18 protein-coding genes are annotated in these 22370 nt (G+C 61.6%); 11 read left to right on the top strand and 7 right to left on the bottom strand.

Annotated features, from left to right (window positions below):
* Positions 1 to 8: 8 nt before the first annotated feature.
* On the bottom strand, positions 9 to 2177 hold the full coding sequence (gene bglX, locus HB375_RS13080; RefSeq protein WP_167673440.1) for a beta-glucosidase BglX: 2169 nt from the start codon (positions 2175 to 2177) through the stop codon (positions 9 to 11).
* Positions 2178 to 2301: 124 nt separating this feature from the next.
* On the opposite strand from bglX, the gene HB375_RS13085 reads away from it, so the two are divergent.
* From HB375_RS13085 to HB375_RS13095, 3 genes are read left to right on the top strand one after another with little or no spacing between them, the layout of a single operon-like run.
* Positions 2302 to 4065 carry an ABC transporter ATP-binding protein/permease gene (locus HB375_RS13085; RefSeq protein ID WP_167673441.1) on the top strand — a complete coding sequence of 588 codons (1764 nt, stop codon included), beginning with the start codon at positions 2302 to 2304 and terminating at the stop codon, positions 4063 to 4065.
* A 59-nt stretch (positions 4066 to 4124) separates the two neighbouring features.
* Entirely contained in the window at positions 4125 to 5411 is a 1287-nt protein-coding gene (locus tag HB375_RS13090) for a glucoamylase family protein (protein WP_167673442.1), read from the top strand.
* Positions 5408 to 6847 (top strand): glycoside hydrolase family 15 protein, encoded by a 1440-nt coding sequence (locus HB375_RS13095; protein WP_167673443.1) that lies wholly within the window; start codon positions 5408 to 5410, stop codon positions 6845 to 6847. Before HB375_RS13090 ends, HB375_RS13095 begins: the two co-directional genes overlap by 4 nt.
* On the opposite strand, the gene HB375_RS13100 is transcribed toward HB375_RS13095, so the two are convergent.
* Complete coding sequence (locus tag HB375_RS13100; protein ID WP_205800181.1) at positions 6844 to 7782, bottom strand: 1-phosphofructokinase family hexose kinase; 939 nt, start codon at positions 7780 to 7782, stop codon at positions 6844 to 6846. The two genes, HB375_RS13095 and HB375_RS13100, sit on opposite strands and share 4 nt — an antisense overlap.
* Before the next feature lie 165 nt (positions 7783 to 7947).
* On the opposite strand from HB375_RS13100, the gene HB375_RS13105 reads away from it, so the two are divergent.
* From HB375_RS13105 to rimO, 8 genes are all read left to right on the top strand, one after another.
* On the top strand, positions 7948 to 8397 hold the full coding sequence (locus HB375_RS13105; RefSeq protein WP_167673444.1) for a PAS domain-containing protein: 450 nt from the start codon (positions 7948 to 7950) through the stop codon (positions 8395 to 8397).
* A gap of 160 nt (positions 8398 to 8557) precedes the next feature.
* On the top strand, positions 8558 to 10879 hold the full coding sequence (locus HB375_RS13110; protein ID WP_167673445.1) for a tetratricopeptide repeat protein: 2322 nt from the start codon (positions 8558 to 8560) through the stop codon (positions 10877 to 10879).
* Complete coding sequence (gene rfbF / locus HB375_RS13115) at positions 10876 to 11649, top strand: glucose-1-phosphate cytidylyltransferase (RefSeq protein WP_167673446.1); 774 nt, start codon at positions 10876 to 10878, stop codon at positions 11647 to 11649. The genes HB375_RS13110 and rfbF overlap by 4 nt, the downstream gene beginning before the upstream one ends.
* On the top strand, positions 11634 to 12725 hold the full coding sequence (gene rfbG / locus HB375_RS13120; protein WP_246728490.1) for a CDP-glucose 4,6-dehydratase: 1092 nt from the start codon (positions 11634 to 11636) through the stop codon (positions 12723 to 12725). The genes rfbF and rfbG overlap by 16 nt, the downstream gene beginning before the upstream one ends.
* On the top strand, positions 12722 to 13978 hold the full coding sequence (locus tag HB375_RS13125; RefSeq protein WP_167673447.1) for a class I SAM-dependent methyltransferase: 1257 nt from the start codon (positions 12722 to 12724) through the stop codon (positions 13976 to 13978). The genes rfbG and HB375_RS13125 overlap by 4 nt, the downstream gene beginning before the upstream one ends.
* Positions 13975 to 14505 (top strand): dTDP-4-dehydrorhamnose 3,5-epimerase, encoded by a 531-nt coding sequence (rfbC, locus tag HB375_RS13130; RefSeq protein WP_167673448.1) that lies wholly within the window; start codon positions 13975 to 13977, stop codon positions 14503 to 14505. Before HB375_RS13125 ends, rfbC begins: the two co-directional genes overlap by 4 nt.
* 2 nt (positions 14506 to 14507) lie before the next feature.
* Positions 14508 to 15401: an NAD-dependent epimerase/dehydratase family protein gene (locus HB375_RS13135; protein ID WP_167673449.1), complete on the top strand. Its 894-nt coding sequence runs from the start codon at positions 14508 to 14510 to the stop codon at positions 15399 to 15401.
* Positions 15402 to 15596: 195 nt separating this feature from the next.
* Positions 15597 to 16913, top strand: coding sequence for a 30S ribosomal protein S12 methylthiotransferase RimO (rimO, locus tag HB375_RS13140; protein ID WP_167673450.1), 1317 nt, complete (start codon positions 15597 to 15599; stop codon positions 16911 to 16913).
* A gap of 12 nt (positions 16914 to 16925) precedes the next feature.
* Here rimO and pncA read toward each other — a convergent pair whose 3' ends face one another.
* The 5 genes from pncA to HB375_RS13165 all read right to left on the bottom strand — a co-directional run bounded on the left by pncA (position 16926) and on the right by HB375_RS13165 (position 22312).
* Positions 16926 to 17564 (bottom strand): bifunctional nicotinamidase/pyrazinamidase, encoded by a 639-nt coding sequence (gene pncA / locus HB375_RS13145; protein WP_205800182.1) that lies wholly within the window; start codon positions 17562 to 17564, stop codon positions 16926 to 16928.
* A 63-nt stretch (positions 17565 to 17627) separates the two neighbouring features.
* Complete coding sequence (locus HB375_RS13150; RefSeq protein WP_167673451.1) at positions 17628 to 18704, bottom strand: BMP family ABC transporter substrate-binding protein; 1077 nt, start codon at positions 18702 to 18704, stop codon at positions 17628 to 17630.
* A gap of 92 nt (positions 18705 to 18796) precedes the next feature.
* On the bottom strand, positions 18797 to 19714 hold the full coding sequence (locus HB375_RS13155; protein WP_167673452.1) for an ABC transporter permease subunit: 918 nt from the start codon (positions 19712 to 19714) through the stop codon (positions 18797 to 18799).
* Positions 19711 to 20778 carry an ABC transporter permease gene (locus tag HB375_RS13160; protein WP_167673453.1) on the bottom strand — a complete coding sequence of 356 codons (1068 nt, stop codon included), beginning with the start codon at positions 20776 to 20778 and terminating at the stop codon, positions 19711 to 19713. The genes HB375_RS13155 and HB375_RS13160 overlap by 4 nt, the downstream gene beginning before the upstream one ends.
* The gene (locus HB375_RS13165) at positions 20768 to 22312 is read right to left on the bottom strand and encodes an ABC transporter ATP-binding protein (protein ID WP_167673454.1); all 1545 of its coding nucleotides are present in this window, start codon (positions 22310 to 22312) and stop codon (positions 20768 to 20770) included. Before HB375_RS13165 ends, HB375_RS13160 begins: the two co-directional genes overlap by 11 nt.
* Positions 22313 to 22370 lie beyond the last annotated feature (58 nt).

The following is a 22370-nucleotide window of genomic DNA, read 5'->3' on the forward strand; positions in this document are numbered from 1 at the left end:
GTGACGGATCAGGCGCTCCGCTGTTGTTCCGTCACGATCTCAACAGTGATCGAACGCAGCCGCGCCCGGTCAGCGCTTGGACCGACGAGCACTTCGATGGCACCATCTTCCAGCACGGGTCGAAGGTTGGGGTCGAGGTGCCCGAGATCGGCCACGGCGACGCTAAGCTGCAGGCGCCGTCGCTCTCCCGCGGCCAGCCTGATCTTGCCAAAATCCTTCAACTCCAGCACCGGCCGCGACACTGACGCAACCGGATCGTGAATGAATAGAAATAGGGCTTCTTCTCCCTCCCGCGCGCCCTCATTGGTTACATCGACATCGACCACGATGGTATCGCTCGGCCCCAACCGCTTCGCATTCACGCTAAGGCCGGTGATGTTGAAGGAGGTGTAGGAAAGCCCTTCACCGAAGAGGAAAAGCGGCTCGTTCGGCAGGTCGATGTAGCGGCTCGTGAAGTGATTTTCAGGGTCGAAGGGACGTCCAGTCGGTCGATGGGCATAGGAGATCGGGATTTGACCGACCGCACGTGGCCAGGAAACCGGGAGCTTGCCACTCGGATTGTAAAGCCCAATCAAGACATCGGCGAGCGCATGTCCTGCCTCTTGTCCCAGAAAGCCTGAAACAATCAGGGAATCTGCGCGATCAACCAGCCAATCGATGATAAGCGGCCGACCGCCCATGATGATGGCAACGACAGGCTTGCCGAGCGCCAGGATCGCTTCAGCCAATTCGCGCTGACGCCCTGGCAAGTCGATATGCGCGCGAGAGGCGGCTTCGCCGCTCATGTCCCTGTCCTCGCCAAGACAGAGCAAAACGATATCTGCCGCCGATGCGGCCTCTATCGCCGCGGGAATGCCTTCCCGGTCGCCCTGCCCACGGAAGTCGACGGCTTCGGCAGCGCTGATCTCAGTTGAAGGCAAAGCGTTCCGGAGACCTTCGAGAATGGTGACCACTCGTTGGGCATCACCAAGCGCTGCCCAGGGGCCCAGCATGTCGGATCGGGAATCGATCAGCGGCCCGATAAGCGCGATGCGTCGCGTGGTCGGATCGAGCGGCAGAAGAGAACGCTCGTTTTTCAAGAGCACAATGGAACGCTGCGCGGCGTCCCGCGCCAATGCCCTGTTGGCATCCCGCAAACGTGGGTCGGCCGCCTTGGTCGCGCCTCCCTTGTTTGGGGTCTCAAGGAGGCCAAGCTTTTCTTTCAGCGAAAGTACGTGTCTCACGGCGGCATCGACGTCCTCGATCCGGGCAGAGCCCTGCTCAAGTGCGATTGGCAGGCCTTTCTCATAGGCACCACCCATCATATCGATGTCGATCCCAGCGCGTAGCGCCAGGGCAGCCGCGGCGGCGCGATCCTCTGCGACCCCGTGATTGATCAGTTCCTGGATCGCGCTGTAATCGCTCACGATCACGCCCTCAAAACCCCATTGCCGCCGCAGGACGTCCCGCACCGCCGCGACATTCGCGGTCATCGGAACGCCAGCGAGATCTGTAAATGCCGTCATGATCGCGGCGACCCCGGCCTGAACCGCTTGATGGAACGGTGGGAGGTAAACCTCGTGCAGCAGACGTTCGGAGATATCGACCGACGCATAGTCGCGCCCTGCGTTCGCGGCGCCATATGCGGCGAAATGCTTGGCCGTCGCGGCAAGCGTATTGGCGGCAGCGAGATCATCGCCCTGGAAGCCCTTCACTTTTGCTTCCGCCCAGCGCCGTGCGACCAGAACATCCTCACCCGGACTCTCGGCAATCCGCCCCCAACGGGGATCGCGAGCGATGTCGATCATGGGAGCGAACGTCATGTGAATGCCGTCGGCAGCCGCCTCGGTCGCGGCAGCCCGCGCCGTCCGCCGCCAGAGATCTGGATCAAGGGCCGCGGCTTCGGCCGAAGGGATCGGGAAAGTGGTCCGATAGCCGTGAATGACATCGAGGCTGAAGATAAGCGGAATTCCGAGGCGACTCTCCTCCAGCGCGATGCGCTGCATGTCGCGGATCTGTTCCGGATCGACCAAGTTAAGCAGACTTCCCACGCGTCCCTGTCGAATGGCCGCGGCTAGGTCCCCCGCTCTCCCTGAACCGGTGACGATGCCGCCGGCGTCCAACATCGTCAGCTGGCCGATTTTTTCCTCGAGGGTCATGGCCTGAAGCAGCGCTTCGATCCCTCGTTGACCCGCCATAATCCACTCCGCATTTCGTGAATGAAAAGCTAGGGCGTCGCGGCCGGTCGGGAACACTTGCCCCTCGTCCGGCAAGGCTTGCATCACGATATTGATGGGGAGAGATCCGAAATCGGAGCGCCCCATGCCGGAAAAATCCGTCCCTCCCTACGCCTACGTGTGGAGCCACGTCCGGGTCATGCTGAGTGCTCTCGCGCGATCCAATCAGTGCAAGACCCTCTTCCTGGTCTGTCTCGGGATCGTGGTCGTCGTCAGCGCCAACACCGTCGCACAGATCCGGCTGAATGCGTGGAACCGGCCTTTTTACGACGCCGTCGCCCAGAAGGAGTTCGCGCTCTTTATCAACCAACTTCTGGTCTTCGCCGTCCTCGCATCGAGCCTCCTTGTCCTCGGGGTGATGCAAACCTGGCTGCAGGAATATCTCAAGGTGAGCCTCCGCGAGGCCCTGACGCGGGACCTCATCTCCGAGTGGCTCAAACCGATGCGGGTTTATCGGCTGCCACTTGCCGGGGACATCGGCATCAACCCGGACCAGCGCATCCATGAAGACATCCGGCATATGACAGAACTCCTGACGGATCTTATGGTCGGCTTGCTCCAAGCGTCGCTTCTGCTCATCTCCTTCGTCGGCGTTCTTTGGGTCCTGTCCGGTGAGATGGCGCAGTCAGATTCGACAAGCCTGGTGGCCGTGCCAGGCTACATGGTGTGGTGCGCCCTCGCCTACGCCCTGATCGGCTCCTGGCTAAGCTGGTATGTCGGTCGGCCCCTGATCGACCTCAATGTCGAGCGGTCCGCGCGGGATGCCGAGCTGCGTTTTGCGCTTGTTCGGGTGAACGAGGCCGCTGAGGCGATCTCACTTTTCCGAGGCGAGGAGGATGAGCGCCGGATGCTCAACGGCGAGCTGGAGCGGGTCATCGCCGTCATGAAACAACTCGTAAACGGGTTTGTACGGCTCACCTGGGTCACATCGGGCTATGGTTGGCTGGCCATCGTCATTCCCTTCATCGTCGCGGCACCTGGATATTTTACCGGGCAACTAAGTTTTGGAGCTCTGATGATGACTGTCGCGGCGTTTCAGCAGGTTCAACAGGCGCTGAGATGGTTCGTGGACAACTTCCAGAAATTGGCCGATTGGCGCGCGGCGTTGCTGCGTGTGATGCTCCTTCGCGAGGCGCTGACATCGCTCGATACGCTTGGCGAAAAGATCGAGCACATTGCAATCAGCAAGGGGGCAAATGCCAAGCTCGTGTTCGATAATCTTGGCGTTTTCCTCGTCAATGGCCGCGCGGCACTGAAGGAGCCGCATGTCGAAATCTCCGCAGGAGAGCATGTCTTGATCCTTGGGCAGGCGAGCGCTGGCAAGACGACCTTTTTCCGAGCGCTGGCCGGTCTGTGGCCTTGGGGAACGGGGTCCGTCACCCTTCCCAAAGGGCGAGGTATTATGTTTATGCCGCAGCGCCCCTATCTGCCGCGCGGGTCGCTCTGCTCCGTCCTGGCCTATCCGGCGCTCGCGAAAGACTTCGAGGCCTCAGCGTGCATCGCGGCTCTAGACCGGGTCGGCCTCGGGCATCTGAAACCCGATCTCGATAAGGAAGCCCGCTGGGACATCGCGCTCACGCTTGAGGAACAGCAAAGGCTCGCTTTCGCGAGATTACTTCTTCAACGGCCAAGCTGGGTCTTCTTCGACGAGGCGATCAGCGCGCTCGATGAGGACCGCCGCCGCCTCATCCTTTCTATCTTTGAGCACGAACTCGCGGGCTCCACGGTCATCAGCACCAGCGCCCGGCCCTCCACCGACCGCTTTTATACCCGTGTCCTCAACCTTGTTCGTGGCCGCGAGGGGCGTCTTGCGCTGCGCGCCCATGAGCCACTCCCCGCCGGCCGTTAGCGAATTCTTCTCGGGAGTGGTATCGTAGGCGCTGGGCAAAACGGTGAGTGCGGCGTTGCATGACCACCTCTGCCGACTTCTCGCATTTTTTTCGACACGAGCGGAGTCTCGCTCCGCTCTTTGATGCCGTGCAACGGCAAACCCTTCGCTACTTCTGGGATTTCGGCCATCCGGTCAGTGGCCTCACGCGAGAGAGGATCACGATTGGCCAACCTCCGGGCGACCGCGTCGCTATCGGTGCATCAGGCATGGGCGTCATGGCGCTCATCGTAGGCATCGAGAGAGGTTGGATCTCTCACGATGACGCTCTCCAGCGGCTTCTGACGATGGTGCGCTTTTTGGAAATCGCACCGTCCTATCACGGCATCTTCCCCCATTGGATGAACGGCCGGACTGGTGCGACGATCCCTTTCAGTCGCAAGGACGATGGTGGCGACCTCGTCGAGACGGCCTTTCTGCTTCAAGGGCTGCTCTGCGCGCGGCAATATTTTCAGGGTGAAGACACCGCTGAACGTGAGTTGCGGGGCCTGATCGACCGGATTTGGCTGGATGCGGAGTGGGATTGGCACACGCGTGGCGGCGTCAAAATGCTCTATTGGCACTGGAGCCCCAACCACGACTGGAGCATGGATTACGAGATCCGCGGCTGGAACGAGTGCTTCGTCGTCTATGTACTGGCCGCCTCTTCGCCAACACATGGCATCGACCCCAAGGTCTATCACGGTGGATGGGCCCAAGGACGGGACTTCCGAAACGGACGCACTTACTATGACATCGAACTCCCGCTCGGTCCCGATTACGGCGGTGCGCTGTCCTTCGCCCACTACTCCTTTCTCGGCCTCGACCCACGCGGATTGAAGGATCGTTATGCCGATTATTGGCAGCAGAACGTTCGCCATGTGTTGATCAACAGAGAGCACTGCATCCGCAATCCTCACCAGTACGAGGGATACGGGCCAGATTGCTGGGGGTTGACGGCTGACGATACCGCCGACGGCTATCGCTCTCTCCATCCCGCGAACGATCTCGGATTCATCGCGCCCAATGCGGCTCTTGCGAGCTTTCCTTATGCCCCAGCGGCGGTCACACGCGTTCTACGCCATTTCTGCGGCCCCTTGCGCGACAGAATCTGGGGCGAGTGCGGCTTCACATCAGCCTTCGGTGAAACGCGAGATTGGTATTCGCGCGACTATATCGGCGTCGATGAGGGGCCGATCGTGGTCATGATCGAAAATTATCGCTCGGGGCTATTATGGAAGCTCTTCATGAGCTGCCCCGAAGTCCGCTCTGGCCTTGCCAGATTAGGCTTTGAATCGCCGCATCTGGTTTCATCGGGAAACCCATGAGAAGCGCGGCCGAAGAGCTTGCCCGCTGGATGGACGCGGAATTGCAGGTTGCCGCAACCGCCATCTTCCAGGGCGTGTCCGCCACACATCTCGTGATGGAGCGCTCATCCTTCGGCGAGAAGATAGTACCGAAGCCCGGATCCATCGTCGCCGCCCCCGCAACCGATCTTTCCGGCGGCGACCCGGACTATTTTTTTCATTGGTTGCGGGATTCCTCCCTCGTGATGGACGCCTTGAGAATCCTGCACATGCGGCACGCGTGGGAGGGCGCTCATCAGGGGTTCAGGGACTTTGTTCGCTTCGGTCTCGACTTGACCGGCCTCGACGGCACTTGGCTGAGTCAGGAGACCATCAGAAAAGGGATCAACCCGGACTTCCTAAAGTATGTGCGATCCGACGAGGACCTGGCGCGGGCGACGGGCGAAGCCCTCCTGGGCGAAGTGCGATACAACCCGGATGGAACGCTCGACATCATCAAATGGTCGCGACCACAGAACGATGGCCCCGCACTGCGGGCACTATGTGTGCTCCGCTACCTTCAAGTGGGCGAGCGGTTCGGCGAACAACCAACCGTCGACTTGCTCATGAAGGACCTCGCCTTCATCGAGAGGTGCTGCATGGAGCCTTGTTACGATCTCTGGGAGGAGGAACTCGGCCATCACTACTACACGCACCTCGTCCAGATGGCGGCGCTCGAAGACGGTGCGCGTTGGTTGATCCAAAGCGGCGACGAAGGCCAAGGAAACCGCCTACTTGCCGTCGCGCAAACACTCCGCAGAAGCCTCGATCTGCATTGGTCTCCCGAAAAGCGCTTTTATCTGAGCCGGACGGATAGCCCCCGCAATACGCGAAAGGATTTGGACGCTTCCGCGATCCTCGCCGTTCTCCATGCTAACCGTGCAGAGGGTGCGCACAGCGTACTCGATCCCAAAATCCATGCCACGGTCGAAAAGCTGGAAAACCTTTTCGCTCGCGAATACCGCATCAACGATCCTCTCCCGCACGGGCGAGGTCCGGCGATGGGTCGTTATGCCGACGATCATTATCTCAGCGGCGGCGCGTGGTACATGACGACGCTGGGAACTGCCGAATTCTATTATCGGCTGACAGAGCGCATTGCCGCTGGCTGCGAGCTTGAATGTTGTGAAGACAACGCGTCGTTTCTGACGCGCGTCGTCGGCGATGGGACGGCGACCACACAACCATCCACACGTGAGGCGCGAAGAAAGTTCGCGGGCGCCTTCCTCAACCGGGGCGATGCCTTCATGTTGACCGTCAAGGATTACACGCCCGCTTCCGGGGAACTGTCCGAGCAGTTCGATCAATCGACCGGGCGTCAGACCTCCGCGAAGAACCTGGCTTGGAGCTACGCCGCCTTCATCACCGCCTATGATGCGAGGCAGCGGGCGCGCAGCTCTCTTTTCCTAAAACGTTAGGTATTTCCATTAGGACTTTGTTCCAAGTACAGTTTTTCGACGTCATCCCGTCGACACAATTCGGTGCCCGGCGTCATAAGAGTCGCTGCGCCCGCAGCCATGCCGAAGCGCACGGCCTGTTGTAATTCCATCCCGCGCACCAGCCCCAGAGCAATCGCCGCAACCATGCTGTCGCCTGCGCCTACAGCACTGCGAATGGGAACCTCTATAGGGGCGAACCTTTCGTACCTTCGCTCAGTGACGAGTAGCGCCCCCTTCGCTCCCAGGGAAACGACGACCACCTCCGCGCGCTTCTCGGTGATGAGGTCTCGCGCGGCTTGGATCTGTTCAGCCTCGCTCGAAAGCTCGCGCCCTACGCATTCCCGAAGCTCCCGCACACTCGGCTTCAGAAGATAGACACCCCTGCGTGTCAGACGCAGCGCCTCGCCTGATGTATCGAGGATGAAGCGGACTCCCTGCCCCGCGGCGAGATCGGCCACGTCCTGAAAGAAATCCGCCCTCACACCGGGCGGCAGGCTGCCGCTGGCGACGAGGAAGCGCGCTCCGGCGAGGTATCCGGCGAGGTTTTCGAGGCATGTCCTCTGCTCTGTCTCGATCAGACTCGGCCCGGGCAAGACAAAGCGGTATTGCTGCCCGCTCCGCTGCTCATCCACGGTGAAACTCTCGCGCGTCACACCCTCGACGGGAATACGGATGTGAGGCACGCCTTGCCGCGCAAGCAACCCCTCCAGCGACTGGCCGGACGGTCCCCCTGCGGGGAAGACCGCAAACGCCGCTCCGCCCAAGGTTTTCACGACCCGCGCGACGTTGATACCTCCCCCACCAGGATCGTAACGAGGTGACCCGCAACGCATCTTCTCCGTGGGAATGACCACTTCCGTGCTGGTGGCGATATCGAGCGCGGGGTTCATGGTGAGCGTTACGATCTCAGGCAACTCGCTCTCTCCACGCCGCGAAGAAGCTTCCATCGGTCTCAATGGACCAATCTGAAATTATCGGCGTAGGCGGCCCACATTCAAGGTAATCGGCGCTCGGTTAGAAATCCAATTGCCGCGCCCTAGGTTTCCAACTGAACCGCCCTTGCAAGAGATAAGAATGACATGGCGACGGCCCTGCATTCCTTTTCGGTACCGGACGAAATCGAATCTCTGCTGAAACGCGTACGCGCCTACTGGCTCTCGTTGCGGCGCGGCGAGGCCAACATGCCGTTTTCCGACGATGTCGACCCGTCCGAGGTTCCCGAACTCGGGGATCAGCTGATGCTGATTACCGCGTTCGAAAGCCCAGACCGCTTTCGGTTCGAAATCGTGGGGGCGCAGATCCGCCGGCACTATGGGGAACCGTTGGCCGGTCGATTCACGGATGAGGTCGAGCAGCGCCCTCCTCTGGATTCCTTGACGCAGCAATGCGCGGCGACGGTCGCACAGCGGAAGCCCACCTATTTCCGCATCGAAACTTCCGGCTTGAAGACCGGGTACACGCGCCTCCTGCTGCCGACTTGGGGGGACGGTCACGTGATGCTTCTGCTCGGAGCTGTCGCCCGCCTCTAAACCCGCCGCCATCTTTTCGACCGTATCGCTGTATCGAAAAGGGAGTGGGAGCAAGCACTTCGCAATCTGCGCAAAGATGTCTGTTGGCATCAACCCCAAACAGTTGGTACCAGAATAACATAATCGCCAAAGCCTAACGCTACGCGAATCGGGGGCATCTTTGTCTGAGCAACTTAAAGTTTCGTTGCAGGATCTTCTTTCTGCGTCGAAAAACATGAAGGGCCAGGGCCGCAGGTCCGAGGCGGCCGAGCTTCTGATCCAGGCGATTGAGCAGAACAAGACGCAACGCGGAGCCCTTCCCCGCGGCGTTTATGGCGAACTCTGCATCCTTTTCTATGAGCTTGGCCGGTACGAGGAGGCTTTGCGCTGGTCCGGCGAGGGGTTGGCAAAGTTGAAGAAGGACTTTGCGCTGACCAATATGCGCGGCGTCCTGTTCCGACGCCTGGGGCGCTATGAAGAAGCCCTCACCTGTTTCCGTGAGGCCGGCAAGCTCGACCCGAAGAGCGTCATGCCGCTCGCAAACGCGGGTAACGTTTATCTCGATCTGCAGGATGGACCGCGCGCCGTCGAGGTTTTTACCCGCGTCGTGCGCATGATGCCGAAATCGAGCGAGTACCAGCGACAACTCGGAACAGCTTATTTCCATTCCGGCGACTTCGAGCGGGCGCGTCGCTTTTTCGACGTGGCGCGGCAGTTGGCGCCCAACGAGCCCCTGCCTTGGATCAGCGTTGCCAACGCACTGGAGGAGTTGAACCAATTCGAGGCCGCGCTGGCTACGCTTGACCAGGCCCTTGAGCGGATCGGCCCGAATGAGGACCTCCTCACCTCCAAACTGGCCGCTTTTCGGCGAAATGGCCGCTTTGACGAGGCCATCGCCTGGCTCCAGCAACTTGTCGCCGCCACGCCGGGCAGCGCTTTGTTGCATTTTCAGCTAGGCCGAACGCTCGCCCGTTTCGACAGGCCCAAGGCAAACGAGTATTTCGCAAGAGCCCTCGCCCTCGCCCCGGACGATACGGACATTCTGACCGAGTATGCCGAGTCCTTGGATCGTACGCGCGGGCCGGAGGAACCGAAGAATATCGCCCAGGCCTACGAGCTGGCTCTTCGGCGCCTTACCCTCGGCGGCAATTTGCTTCCCGACGCGCGGACGCTGCGCAACATTGTGATCCGCTCCGCCGATTATGCCGGTGCGGAACGTGTGGGAACCTTGGAGGAGCTTGGCGCTTACTGGGCCCGGACTAACCAGGAAGCCGCCCTTCACCATCTGATGGGGCAGGTCGAGACGCCGGAGCAGCGTCGGAAACTCGTGGGCTGGCACCGCATCTGGGGGCAGTCCGTCGAAAAGCGCGCAGCGCAGACGCCGTTGCAACTCCCTCCGGCTGTCATCGGCCGAGCAAAAATCCGCGTCGGGCTTATGTCCTCGGATCTGCGTCACCATCCGGTTGCGTATTTCGCGGCGCCTCTGATCGCCGGATATGATCGCAGCCGCTTCGAGTTCTATTGCTTTTCCTGGTGCACCCACCCGCCGGACCCGATCCAACAGCGGTTGAGCGAATTCGCCGACGTGTTCCGCGTGCATCCGAAAATTTCGGATCGGGACGCCGCGCAACTGATTGCGAACGATAGTCTCGACGTGTTGTTTGAGCTTGGCGGCTCCACCGACATGAACAAGATCCGCACCATGGCGTGGCGCCCCGCGCCCCGTCAGGCAAGCTGGCTCGGCTATCCGCATTCGGCGGGACTCGGCACCATCGACAAGATTCTGACCGACCCGTTCATCACACCGACGGACCCGGCGCTTCTCATCGAGAAGCCGTTCGAACTCGCCCATAGCTGGGTCTCCTTCGAGCAGCCGGGATTTGGTGGGATGCCCGATATCGATCCGAGGACGCCGGAGGAACGCGAGGGCCGGATCACGTTCGGCACCATGAACAATCCTTACAAGTACAATCCAGCCTGCATCGAAACCTGGGCTGCGATCCTCCGCGAAGTGCCGGGATCGCGCTTCCTGTTCGTGCGGCCGGAGGGCGCGGTGCCGTCATTCCGCGCCAATGTCGAGCGATTGTTCGCGATGCACGGAGTCGAGCCGGATCGCATCAACTACATCCCGGTGCGCGGGGCACATCTCCAGCACTACAACGCGATAGATGTCGCCCTCGACACCTTCCCCCAGACGGGCGGCACGACCACGTGCGAAACCCTTTGGATGGGCGTTCCCGTCATCAGCCTCGTCGGCGAGGCATTCTTCGAGCGGCTGTCCTATTCCAACTTGAACAATGCCGGGCTGGGCGATCTGTGCGTCAACTCGCGCGAGGCCTATGTGGCGAAGGCGGCCGAGATCGCGCGGAATACCGCGTGGCGCACCGAACTACGCCGCACCATGCGGGAGCGGCTGAAATCGCACCCTCTCGGAAGGCCGGACATTTTCGTGAATGACTTCCAGCAGGCGGTGCTTCGCTGGATGGAGGAACCGCGCCCATGACGACAGCTGTGATCCTAGCGGGCGGGCGCGGAACCCGGCTTGCGGAAGAGACGAGCGCACGCCCGAAGCCCATGGTCGAGATCGGGCGCCGGCCGATCCTCTGGCACATCATGAAGATTTATGCCGCGCATGGCGTGACCGATTTCGTGATCTGCCTTGGTTATATGGGCTTCCTGATCAAGGAGTTCTTCGTCAACTATCGCCTGCATGAGGCCGATATCTCGGTCGATCTGAGTTCCGGCGCGGTGAGCTATCATCGCAACGCTGCCGAGCCCTGGCGCGTCACGCTGATCGATACGGGCGACGACACGCAGACCGGCGGTCGCTTGAAGCGTGTTGCGAACTATCTCGATTCCAACGAGCCTTTCTGTCTCACTTATGGCGACGGCGTCGGCGACGTGGACATCACGTCGCTTCTTGCCTTCCATCGCGCCCACGGCAAGCTCGCGACGGTAACAGCGGTGACGCCCCCCGGTCGTTTCGGCGCGCTCGCTCGTTCCGGTGATCACGTTACGGCTTTCATGGAAAAGCCCTTGGGCGATGGAGGCGCGATCAACGGCGGCTTCTTCGTTCTCTCGCCGGCCGTACTGCAGCGCATCGCCGGTGATGAGACCGTGTTCGAGAAAGAACCGTTGGAAGGCCTCGCCGCCGACGGACAACTATGCGCCTACGACCATCCCGGCTTCTGGCAGCCGATGGACACCTTACGCGACAAGCTCCACCTGGAAGAGCTTTGGAGGAGCGGAGCGGCGCCATGGAAAATATGGTGAAGCCGCCCGTTCACTCCCGCAAGCCCGCGCCGGATCTCTGGCGCGGCAAGCGTGTGCTTGTGACTGGCCATACGGGCTTCAAGGGTGCGTGGCTCTGCCTTCTCCTCTCTCAACTCGGGGCGAAGGTGACGGGCTTCGCCCTGCCGTACGAACCGGGACCGGCGGCCTACGATCTTTTGGGGATCGCCGCCCATCTTCATCAAAACCAATTCGGCGATCTGCGCGATGCGCAAGCGGTTGCGACTGCGGTACGTTCGGCCGAGCCCGACATCGTTCTGCATCTCGCGGCCCAGGCCGTGGTAGGCAGAAGCTATCGTGATCCGGCAGGCACCTTTGCTACGAATGTCGCCGGCACGATCAGCCTTCTGGAAGCCTGCCGCGGAACCCCCGGCCTGTCCGCAGCCGTGGTCGTCACAAGCGACAAGGTCTATCGCAATGACGGCACGGGCCGCGCCTTTCGCGAAACCGACCCGCTCGGTGGCTCCGATCCGTACAGCGCATCAAAGGCGGCTTGTGAGATCGCGGTGGCGTCCTACGTCTCGTCGTTCGCGAGTACCCTTCCCCCAATCGCCACCGCTCGCGCTGGCAATGTGGTTGGCGGCGGAGATTTTGGCGAAGACAGGCTTATCCCCGATCTTTTCCGCGCGGAGCGCGCCGGGCAACCGCTTGCGATCCGCCAGCCCGATGCGACGCGGCCCTTCCAGCATGTGCTCGATGTTCTTAGCGGCTACCTCCTTCTGGCTGAGGACCTGATCCAAAAACCTTCTGAGACACCGCGAGCGGTCAACTTCGGACCCGACGCTCGGGAGATGAGCGTGCAGGATGTTCTCGACACCGTGGCGCGCGTGCGTGGCCGCGCTGTGAATTGGCAGCACGCCGATCCGCAGGCCATCTACGCCGAAGCGCCGCGCCTCGCCATCGATGCCTCGCTCGCTCGCCACACGCTCGGATGGGAACCTCGGCTCAAGGAAGATGCGATCTTTCTTGAGACCGCCGAATGGTACGAAGCATGGCTTAAGGGTGAAGAGCTGCGCGGCTTGTCCGAACGGGCTATCGAAAGGGCAATCTCCTCATGACGACACTCAGCGGACGCGCCATCACGGCCTGCCGGGCCTGCGGCGGCGCGTTGTCCATCCCATTCTGCGATCTCGGCGTGCAGCCGGTGGCGAACAGCTATGTCGCTGTTGAGGAGAGCGGCAAGCCTGATCCGGTTTTCCCCTTGAACGTCCGCGTCTGTGAACGTTGCAAGCTGGCGCAGCTCGATCATGTGGTCGATGCCGGCGCGATCTTCAGCGACTACGCCTATCTATCGTCCGTCTCCGCCAGCTGGCTCGCCCATGCAAAGGCCTATTGCGAAAGCATGATCCAGCGCCTCGCGCTCGATAGCGGAAGTTTCGTTGTCGAAGTGGCGTCAAATGACGGCTATCTGCTGAAAAACTTCGTCGCCGCAGGTATTCCCTGCCTCGGCATCGAGCCGGCAGCGAATGTTGCGGCCATTGCGGTCGCAGCCGGCGTTCCAACGGAAGCGCGCTTCTTTGGGCGCGAAACCGCCGCTGCACTGCTTCGGGAGCGGCGGCGCTCGCCTGACCTCATCGTTGCGAACAACGTTCTAGCACATGTGCCCGATGTCGAGGATTTCGTTGCGGGCCTCGCCCTGCTGGCGGGCGACAAGGGCGTCGTCACGATCGAGGCGCCGCTCCTCGTGGAGCTGGTGAAGAACGTCCAATTCGACACGATCTACCACGAGCACTACGCCTATTGGTCCCTGCTTGCGGCGGAGCGCGTGCTTGGCCGGCATGGCCTCGCAATCTTCGACGTAGAGCGTCTCACCACCCACGGCGGGTCGCTGCGGCTCTTCGCCCGCCGAACTGATCCATCCCTTCGTCCGTCCCAGACCCTCGAAGCGATCCGCAAAGAAGAGGCGGAAGCGGGTCTTGATCAATTCGCCTTCTACGATGGATTTGAGCCGCGGGTTCGAGCCGTGCTCGATGCCTTTCGTTCTTATCTCAAGGAGAGCCGCGCGGCGGGACGTCGCGTCACCGCCTACGGAGCGGCAGCCAAAGGAAATACGTTTCTGAATGCCGTCGGCGCGACGGCAGACGACATCACGCTCGTTGCCGATGCGAACCCGCTCAAGCAGGGCCGCCTGCTACCCGGCAGTCGCATCCCTATCGTCTCGCCGGACGATCTTTTGGCGGCGAAGCCTGATGATATCGTTATCCTGCCCTGGAACATCGCCCCCGAAATCATGCGGAACCTTTCAAAGGGCTGGAAAGGCCGCTTCGTCACGGCCATCCCCTCCTTGCGCATCCACGAGGGGCCGCAATGATCCTCGAGGCGACGCCCCTCGCCGGTGTTCTCGTGGTGCGTCCTGAGCCCCATGCCGACAGCCGGGGTCTTTTTGCGCGAACCTATTGCCGCGAGACCTTCGCCTCGGCAGGCGTCGATTTCACGCCGCTTCAGATGAGCACGTCCTTCAATCGCGTCGCCCGGACCCTGCGTGGCCTGCATTGGCAGGAGGCACCGCATGGCGAGGCGAAGCTGGTGCGGGTGACACGCGGAGCAATGTTCGACGTCGCCGTCGACCTGCGACCATCCTCACCGACTTACAAAAAGTGGTTCGGGCTCGAACTCTCAGCCGAGAACCGCATGTCGCTGTTCATTCCCGCAGGCTTCGCCCACGGCTTCGTCACCTTCGAAGACGAAACGGAGGTTGCCTACGCAATTGACACGGCCTACGCGCCTGCGGCTGGCAGAGGCGCTCGTTTCGACGATCCTGCTTTTGCCATCACGTGGCCTGCTGCTCCCGTCGTGGTTGGCGAGCGCGACCTCGCTTGGCCCGCGTTCGAGGGCTAAGCGTGGCCGAGAAACGCATCCTGGTGACCGGCGCTTCAGGGTTCGCGGGCTCCCACGTTCTCGGTTCGCTTCGGGAACGTGGGTTCAGCGTTCACGCGGCTAGCAGGAAAGCGCCAAGAGGCCCCTTTTCGGCCCATCATCTGGTCGATCTCATGGATGCGGCGGCCGTGGACAAACTACTCGCCACCGTTCGACCTAGCCATGTCCTTCACCTGGCTTGGTTCGCGGAGCACGGCCGGTTTTGGACCGCTCCAGAAAACCTGGACTGGGTGGCTGCAAGCCTGACCCTCGGACGGTTTGCCGCGCGCCATGGAGTGACCCGCTTTGTCGGTGTCGGCACCTGCGCTGAATATGACTGGTCCGATGGCGGGAAGATGCCGCGACGCGAAAGCGATGCGCTCGCGCCCGCCACGCTCTACGGACGCGCCAAGGCGGTGACGGCGGCTCATCTAGCCTCGCTCTTTGCGGATCACGGCGTCAGCTTCGCCTGGGCCCGTCTGTTTCATCTCTTCGGCGCGGACGAACCTCCGGGAAAGTTGGTCGCATCGATCCTTGCCTCGCTCCGAGCCGGGGAGCGGGTGCAGCTCCGCTCAGGATCAGCACTTCGCGACTACATGGCCATCGAGCGCGTGGGTGAAGCGCTCGCAGCCCTCGCCGACAGCGATGCGGTCGGCCCAGTGAACATTGCGAGCGGCGAACCGATCCTTATCGGCGACCTCGCGAGAATGCTCGCCCAGCTGATGGGCCGGGAGGATCTCGCCGACCGCGATCACGGCCCACTCCCCGACGGCGAAATACCGGCCATGCCGGCCGAGGTTTCCCGCCTGCGGGATGAAATTGGGTTTTCAGGCTCGCCGCTTTTCGATGAACTGCGAAGGCTATGCGCGTCACGCTGAGCCGCTGAAAGTGGCCAACGGCTTGCGTTTTGCTTGAAAAATGCTACGAAGACTGCCGAAACAGCAAAGAAAACCTTTTGTTATTCGACACTTAGCTGCGACCCGGTATGGCTTTGCCATGATTTCGCGCCGATGCGACCTTAGACGGGCGCCTTTGAATGTCAGTGACAATTCTGCAGTGAGTGGATTTGGCGGATGAATGCTCCCGCGCCGAAAGTCTCGTTCGTGTCCCTGGGCTGCCCGAAGGCCCTGGTCGATTCCGAGCGCATCATCACCCAGCTTCGCGCTCAAGGCTATGAGCTGACGAACAAGCACGTCGGCGCAGATGTGGTGATCGTCAACACCTGCGGCTTTCTCGACAGCGCCAAGGCCGAGTCCCTCGAAGCCATCGGCGATGCCATGGCCGAGAACGGCAAGGTCATCGTCACCGGCTGCATGGGCGCGGAGCCGGAGCAGATCCGCGAAAAGTTTCCTGAGGTGTTGGCTATCACCGGACCGCAGCAATACGAGACCGTTGTCGGGGCGGTCCATAAGGCGGCGCCACCTCAGCACGATCCCTTCGTCGATCTCGTGCCACCCCAGGGCGTCAAACTGACGCCGCGGCACTACGCCTATCTCAAGATTTCCGAGGGCTGCAACAACCGCTGCTCCTTCTGCATCATCCCCAAACTGCGCGGTGATCTTGTCAGCCGCCCCATCGGCGATGTGCTGCGCGAAGCAGAGAAGCTTGCGAAGGCCGGCGTCAAGGAACTGCTGGTGATTTCGCAGGATACCAGCGCCTATGGTCTCGACATCAAGTATCAGCCGAGCCTTTGGAAGGATCGGGAGGTCCGCACCCGTTTCTTCGAACTGGCGCGCGAGCTTGGCGAACTCGGCATGTGGACCCGCATGCACTACGTCTACCCCTACCCGCACGTGGACGAGGTCATCCCGCTCATGGCGGAGGGGAAAATTCTCCCCTATCTCGACATCCCGTTCCAGCACGCGTCTCCGACCGTCCTCAAGGCCATGCGCCGCCCCGCGCATCAAGAAAAGACCCTCGACCGGATCCACAAGTGGCGCGAGATCTGCCCAGATCTCGCCATTCGCTCGACCTTCATCGTCGGCTTCCCCGGCGAGACGGAAGAGGATGTGGACTTCCTGCTCGACTGGATGAAGGAAGCCAAGCTCGACCGCGTCGGCTGCTTCCAATACGAGCCGGTGCAGGGCGCGCCTGCCAACGAGATCGCCGGCGCTGTGCCGGATGAGGTCAAGGAAGAGCGCTGGCACCGCTTCATGCAGACGCAGCAGAAGATCAGCGCCAAGCTTCTCAAGGCCAAGGTCGGCAAGACCCTGCCGGTTATCATCGACGAAGCTGGCCCAACCGTCGCCAAGGGCCGCACGAAATACGACGCGCCGGAGATCGACGGTGCGGTCTTTGTCGCCTCGGCCAAGCCTCTGCGGCCGGGCGAAATCGTTGAAGTAAAGATCGAGCGGTCGGACGAGTACGACCTGCACGGGACGGCTATTTGAGCCCGACGCCCTTTAGTCTTTGACGATCTGGCCGCTGGTGGTGATGTGCACGCCGGCGGCCTTCAGATCATTCTGAGCTCGCGCGAGCGATCCATTGGTGTCGATGGGCCGCGAGGCGTCCTCGATCAGGTAAGTGTCAAACCCGGCGGCTTTGGCGTCGAGCGCCGTCCAGGTGACGCAGAAATCGGTGGCGAGGCCCGCAACAAAGACGCGGTTGAAGCCGCGCTCGCGCAGATACCCGGCAAGCCCCGTACTGGTCTTGCGGTCCGCTTCCTTGAATCCCGAATAGCTATCGATCTGCCGATTGTGCCCTTTGCGGATCACCAGCTCCGCATGCGGGATGTCGAGTTCGCTCGCAATCTCGGCACCGCGCGTCCCCTGGACACAGTGGTCAGGCCAAAGCACCTGCGAACCGTAAGACAGCTCGATCAGTTCAAAGGGCTTCTTGCTCGCGTGGCTGGAAGCAAAGGAGGCATGTCCCTTCGGGTGCCAATCCTGCGTCAGCACGACATGGCGAAAGGCTTTTGCAAGTTTGTTGATCGGCGCGATGACCGCGTCGCCTTCCGGCACCGCGAGAGCGCCGCCGGGCAGGAAGTCATTTTGGACATCGACGATGATGAAGATGTCGGTTTCCGTCGGCTTCAGCGGCATGGCATTCTCCCATGAAAAAGGGCAGCCGATCGCTCGGCTGCCCCCCTTTTTAAACACCGTCGCTTATTGCGGCAGCTTGTCGTCGATGCCCTTGACGTAGAAGTTCATGCCGAGCACCTGCTCGTCCGACAATGCCCCATTGCCTTTGCACTCAACCTGCGAGCCGTCCTGCTTGATGACCGGGCACTTGAACGGGTTGAGCTTGCCGGACTTGATGGCGGCTTCGGTTTCCTGGGCCATCTTCTTCACGTCGTCAGGCATGTTCTTGTAGGGCGCCATCACGACCGCGTGCTGGGCCAAGCCGTCCCAGGTGTCTTGCGACTTCCAGGTGCCGTCGAGAACAGCCTTGGTGCGGGCGACATAGTAATCGGACCAGTTGTCGACGATGGCGGTGAGCTGGGCCTTCGGAGCGAACTGCTCCATGTCGGAGGCCTGGCCGAAGCCGAACTTGCCGCGCGCTTCCGCTGCCTGGAGCGGAGCCGGGCTGTCGGTGTGCTGAGCGATCACGTCGACGCCCTGGTCGAGCAGAGCCTTGGCCGCGTCGGCTTCCTTCGCCGGATCATACCAGGAGTTCGCCCAGACGACCTTGATCTTGATGTTTGGATTCACCGACTGCGCGCCGAGGAAATAGGAGTTGATGCCGGAGACCACTTCCGGGATCGGGAACGCGCCGACATAGCCAATGACGCCGGACTTCGTCATCTTGGCCGCGATTTGGCCGAGAATGTAGCGGCCCTCATGGAACTTGGCTGCATAGGTTGACACGTTCGGCGCGCGCTTGAAGCCGGTGGCGTGCTCGAACTTCACGTTCGGATACTTTTTAGCGACCTTGAGGGTCGGCTCCATGAAGCCGAAGGAGGTCGTGAAGATCAGAGTGTGACCGGTGCGGGCGAGTTGCTCGATGGGGCGCTCGGCATCAGCCTCCGGAACGCTCTCCACAAAGGTCGTCTCGACCTTGTCACCGAACGCCTTCTCGATGGCCTTGCGGCCCTGGTCGTGCTGATGGCTCCAGCCGTAATCGCCGACCGGGCCGACATAAATGAAGCCGATCTTCAGCTTCTGCTGCGCAGCCGCGCCGCCTGCCGACAGCGCAAGCACTGCGGCTCCGGCCAGAGCGCCGATAAGAGTCCGTGAAAACATAGTCGCTCCCCTTCCCAAAAGGTTCCCGTCTTCCGTCGCAGGTCCCAGATGTCCTGGCAACTGCCCCGATGCCTACAATATCACCATTGCGCCTATCGGTCAGGCACGAACGGCGTCCCGAGCGAACCCGGCGCGCCCAAGGCCCTGCCATGCCGCAGCGACAGGAGCAGCAGGGCCAGGATCGTCGCCAAATAGGGCACTGCAGACAGAAGCTGCGACGGAACGCCGAACTGGGCCGCCTGGGCATGGAGTTGCAGCACCGTCGCTGCACCGAAAATGTAGGCACCGATCAGGGCCCAGCCCGGACGCCAGGCTGCAAAGACCACCAGCGCCAACGCGATCCACCCGCGTCCCGCCGTCATATTCGGCGACCAGAAACGCGTATAGACGAGCGACAAATAGGCCCCCGCCAAGCCGGCGCAAGCGCCGCCGAATAGGATGGCCAGGAAGCGCACCCGCCACACCGGCAGCCCGAGGGCATGGGCAGAGGTGTGGTTTTCGCCGATAGAGCGCAAAGTCAGCCCCGAGCGGATCCGGCCGAGATAATAGGCGACCGCAATGGTCAGCAGGATCGAGGCGTAAACGAAAAGGTCCTGCCCGAAAAAGAGGCGACCGATGACGGGCAGATCGCTCAAGCCCGGAATGGAGATCGGCGCCACAGGATCGCGACGCGCGCCGACGAAGGGAGCGCCGATGAGACCGGACAGCCCAAGGCCCAGGATCGTGAGGGCAAGGCCGGACCCCACCTGATTGGCGGCGAAGCCTAGAACAACGACCGCGAAGAGCGCCGCCATCAACGTTCCCGCGACGATCCCTGCGCCTACGCCGAGAAGCGTGGAATTGAACGTCACGGCTGCAGCGAAGCTGCACGCCGCGCCCATGGCCATCATGCCCTCAACGCCGAGATTGAGAACGCCGGAGCGCTCCGTGACCAACTCGCCGAGGGCCGCAATCAGCAGCGGCGTGGAGGCGGTGACGATGGTCAGCAGAATGGCCTCGAACGTGCTCACTTGCCCCCTCCCCGTGTGATGAAGCGAATTCGATGGCTCACCAGCGCATCTGCGGAGAGCACGCACAGCAACAGAATACCCTGGAAAGCCTGCGTGAGATCAAGCGGCAGCTTCAAAAGAATCTGCGCGCTTTCACCGCCTATGAAGGTCAGAGCGACCACAAGTGATGCGACAAGGATGCCGATGGGGTTCAGCCGCCCAAGAAAAGCGACAGTGATTGCGGTGAAACCGTATCCGGGAGAGATCGAAGGCTGCAATTGCCCGATCTGGCCCGATACTTCGCTGATCCCCGCAAGGCCCGCAAGGCCACCCGAAATCGCAAAGACGGCAAGCGTCGTGTGCTTCGCACTAAATCCTGCGAAGCGCGCTGCACGCGGCGCATCGCCGGTTAGTTTGAGGCGATAACCGAAGAGGGTCCGCCCCAACACGATGGCCGTGACGATGACCGCAACCAGCGCGAAAATCGTACCGTAGTGAACGCGGCTCCCGTCTGCCACGAGCGGTAAGGTCGCCGCCGGATCGAAGGTGACGGATTGCGGGAAATTGAAACCCTTCGGATCGCGCCAAGGACCGCGGACCAGATAATCAAGCAGCAATTGCGCGACATAGACCAGCATCAGGCTGGTCAAAATCTCGTTCACACCGAAGCGGGTCTTCAGAAAGGCTGGGATCAGACCATAGAGGGCTCCACCCAAGATGCCGAGAACGAGCATCGCCGGCATGACCCAGAAGCCCCCATGGGTCTTCAAGGCCAGCCAACTGCCGAGGAGGGCCCCGATTACATATTGGCCTTCCGCGCCGATGTTCCAGAAATTGGCGCGGAAACAATAGGACAGGCCAATGGCGATGAGGGCGAGCGGCGTGGCCTTCACCAGAAGTTCCTGGAGCGCCCACGGATCGCTCAAAGGCTGAAGCACATAGACCTGGAACGCCGCAATCGGCGAGCGGCCCATCAGCCAGACCACAACACCGGCGATGAGAAACGCGGTGACGAAAGCCAGGACCGGCGCAAGCGCGCGGGCCACGGGCGAAATCGTGGGACGAGGCGTCAGCTCAAACCGCATGAACTGCCCCTTGAGTCTGCGCAATGCCGAGCATTTCCAGGCCGACCGCTTCCTTGGTCCATTCATTGACCGGTTTAACCGCGCTCAGGCGGCCTTGATGGATCACAGCCATCCGGTCCGCCACCTCGAACAGCTCGTCGAGATCCTGACTGATGACGACGACCGCACTGCCCTCACCGGCCAAATCCACCAGAGCCTGCCGGATGAGACGCGCCGCGCCGGCATCAACGCCCCAGGTCGGCTGATCGACGATGAGGAGCTTTGGTTGCCGGATGATCTCGCGGCCGATGACGAATTTCTGGAGGTTGCCGCCGGAGAGCTTACGCGCCTGCGGATCGCCATTCGGCGTGCGGACATCAAAGGCCTTGATGATCGCCGTCGCAAGGCGTCTCGCAGCATTGAGCAGAATGAAGCCCGACCGGCTCACCTCCGTCGCGGCATGAGAAATCAGCGTGTTCTCACTTAGACGATGCGTCGGTGCAGCCGCGTGCCCCAGGCGCTCCTCCGGCACGAATGCTGCTCCGAGACGCCTGCGGTTGTCGATGTCGATCGTCCCGCATGTTTTTCCCGCGATGACGACCGCGTCGGCTTTGTCCGCCAACCGCTCTCCCGACAACGCTGCGAACAGCTCGCTCTGGCCGTTGCCCGCAATACCAGCGATGCCGACGATCTCGCCAGCGTTGGCGACGAGATTGATGTCTTCCAGAGCTTGCCCATGCAATCCGCCTGCGGGCATCGAGAGCTTGCTCACGGTCAGCATTGCGCCCTTCGGAACATGCGGCGTGCCAGTGCGAACCTCTCCGATCTCGTTGCCCACCATCAGCGCTGCGATATCGCGGGCGCTGCGCTCGCGCGGGTCGATCGAGGCGACAACACGCCCGCCCCGCAAAATCGTCGCGCTGCGGCAGAGGCGGCGCACTTCTTCCAGCTTATGCGAGATGTAGAGGATCGCACAGCCATCGGCTGAGAGCTTGTCCAAGGTGACGAAGAGGTGTTCGGCCTCCTGCGGAGTCAGGACAGAGGTCGGCTCGTCGAGAATGAGTAGGCGCGGGTTCTGAAGCAGGCAGCGGACGATCTCGATGCGCTGACGCTCGCCGGCAGAGAGCGTCCATACCGCGCGGTCGGGCTCCAGGGCCAAACCGTAGGCGCGGCTGATGTCGCCCAATTTGCTTCGAACCGTGGCGAGGTCCCAGTCGTCGGTGAGCGCCACCGCGATGTTTTCAGCGACCGTCAGTTCATCAAACAGGGAGAAGTGCTGAAACACCATCCCGAGACCGAGGGCACGGGCTTCGACGGGGGAAGAGAGCGAGACGGGGCGACCTTCCCACAAAATCTGTCCGGCGCTCGGCTCGATGACGCCGTAGAGGATTTTGACCAGCGTCGATTTGCCCGCCCCGTTCTCACCGAGAAGCGCGTGAATTTCACCGGGCTGGATGGCTAGATTGATACCGTCGTTGGCCAGAAGATCGCCGTAGCGCTTGCTGATCCCTTTAAGCTCGACGAGGGGCGATCCCGAAGGTGAAACGTCTGCCAACGCTACGCTCTCACTTGACGGTTGAGGACGGCTAAAGAGACATATGAGCCGTGGATGA

The sequence above is a fragment of the Microvirga terricola genome (genome assembly GCF_011777495.1).
GTDB classification, from domain to species: Bacteria; Pseudomonadota; Alphaproteobacteria; order Rhizobiales; family Beijerinckiaceae; genus Microvirga; species Microvirga terricola.

Excerpts from the sequence above, each read along its gene's own strand:
- HB375_RS13090 (WP_167673442.1), top strand. The coding sequence starts at position 4,125 with ATGACCACCTCTGCCGACTTCTCGCATTTTTTTCGACACGAGCGGAGT.
- HB375_RS13105 (WP_167673444.1), top strand. The coding sequence starts at position 7,948 with ATGGCGACGGCCCTGCATTCCTTTTCGGTACCGGACGAAATCGAATCT.
- HB375_RS13125 (WP_167673447.1), top strand. The coding sequence starts at position 12,722 with ATGACGACACTCAGCGGACGCGCCATCACGGCCTGCCGGGCCTGCGGC.
- rfbC (WP_167673448.1), top strand. The coding sequence starts at position 13,975 with ATGATCCTCGAGGCGACGCCCCTCGCCGGTGTTCTCGTGGTGCGTCCT.
- HB375_RS13160 (WP_167673453.1), bottom strand. The coding sequence starts at position 20,778 with ATGCGGTTTGAGCTGACGCCTCGTCCCACGATTTCGCCCGTGGCCCGC.
- HB375_RS13150 (WP_167673451.1), bottom strand. The coding sequence starts at position 18,704 with ATGTTTTCACGGACTCTTATCGGCGCTCTGGCCGGAGCCGCAGTGCTT.
- rfbF (WP_167673446.1), top strand. The coding sequence starts at position 10,876 with ATGACGACAGCTGTGATCCTAGCGGGCGGGCGCGGAACCCGGCTTGCG.
- pncA (WP_205800182.1), bottom strand. The coding sequence starts at position 17,564 with ATGCCGCTGAAGCCGACGGAAACCGACATCTTCATCATCGTCGATGTC.
- bglX (WP_167673440.1), bottom strand. The coding sequence starts at position 2,177 with ATGGCGGGTCAACGAGGGATCGAAGCGCTGCTTCAGGCCATGACCCTC.
- HB375_RS13085 (WP_167673441.1), top strand. The coding sequence starts at position 2,302 with ATGCCGGAAAAATCCGTCCCTCCCTACGCCTACGTGTGGAGCCACGTC.
- HB375_RS13095 (WP_167673443.1), top strand. The coding sequence starts at position 5,408 with ATGAGAAGCGCGGCCGAAGAGCTTGCCCGCTGGATGGACGCGGAATTG.
- rfbG (WP_246728490.1), top strand. The coding sequence starts at position 11,634 with ATGGAAAATATGGTGAAGCCGCCCGTTCACTCCCGCAAGCCCGCGCCG.
- rimO (WP_167673450.1), top strand. The coding sequence starts at position 15,597 with ATGAATGCTCCCGCGCCGAAAGTCTCGTTCGTGTCCCTGGGCTGCCCG.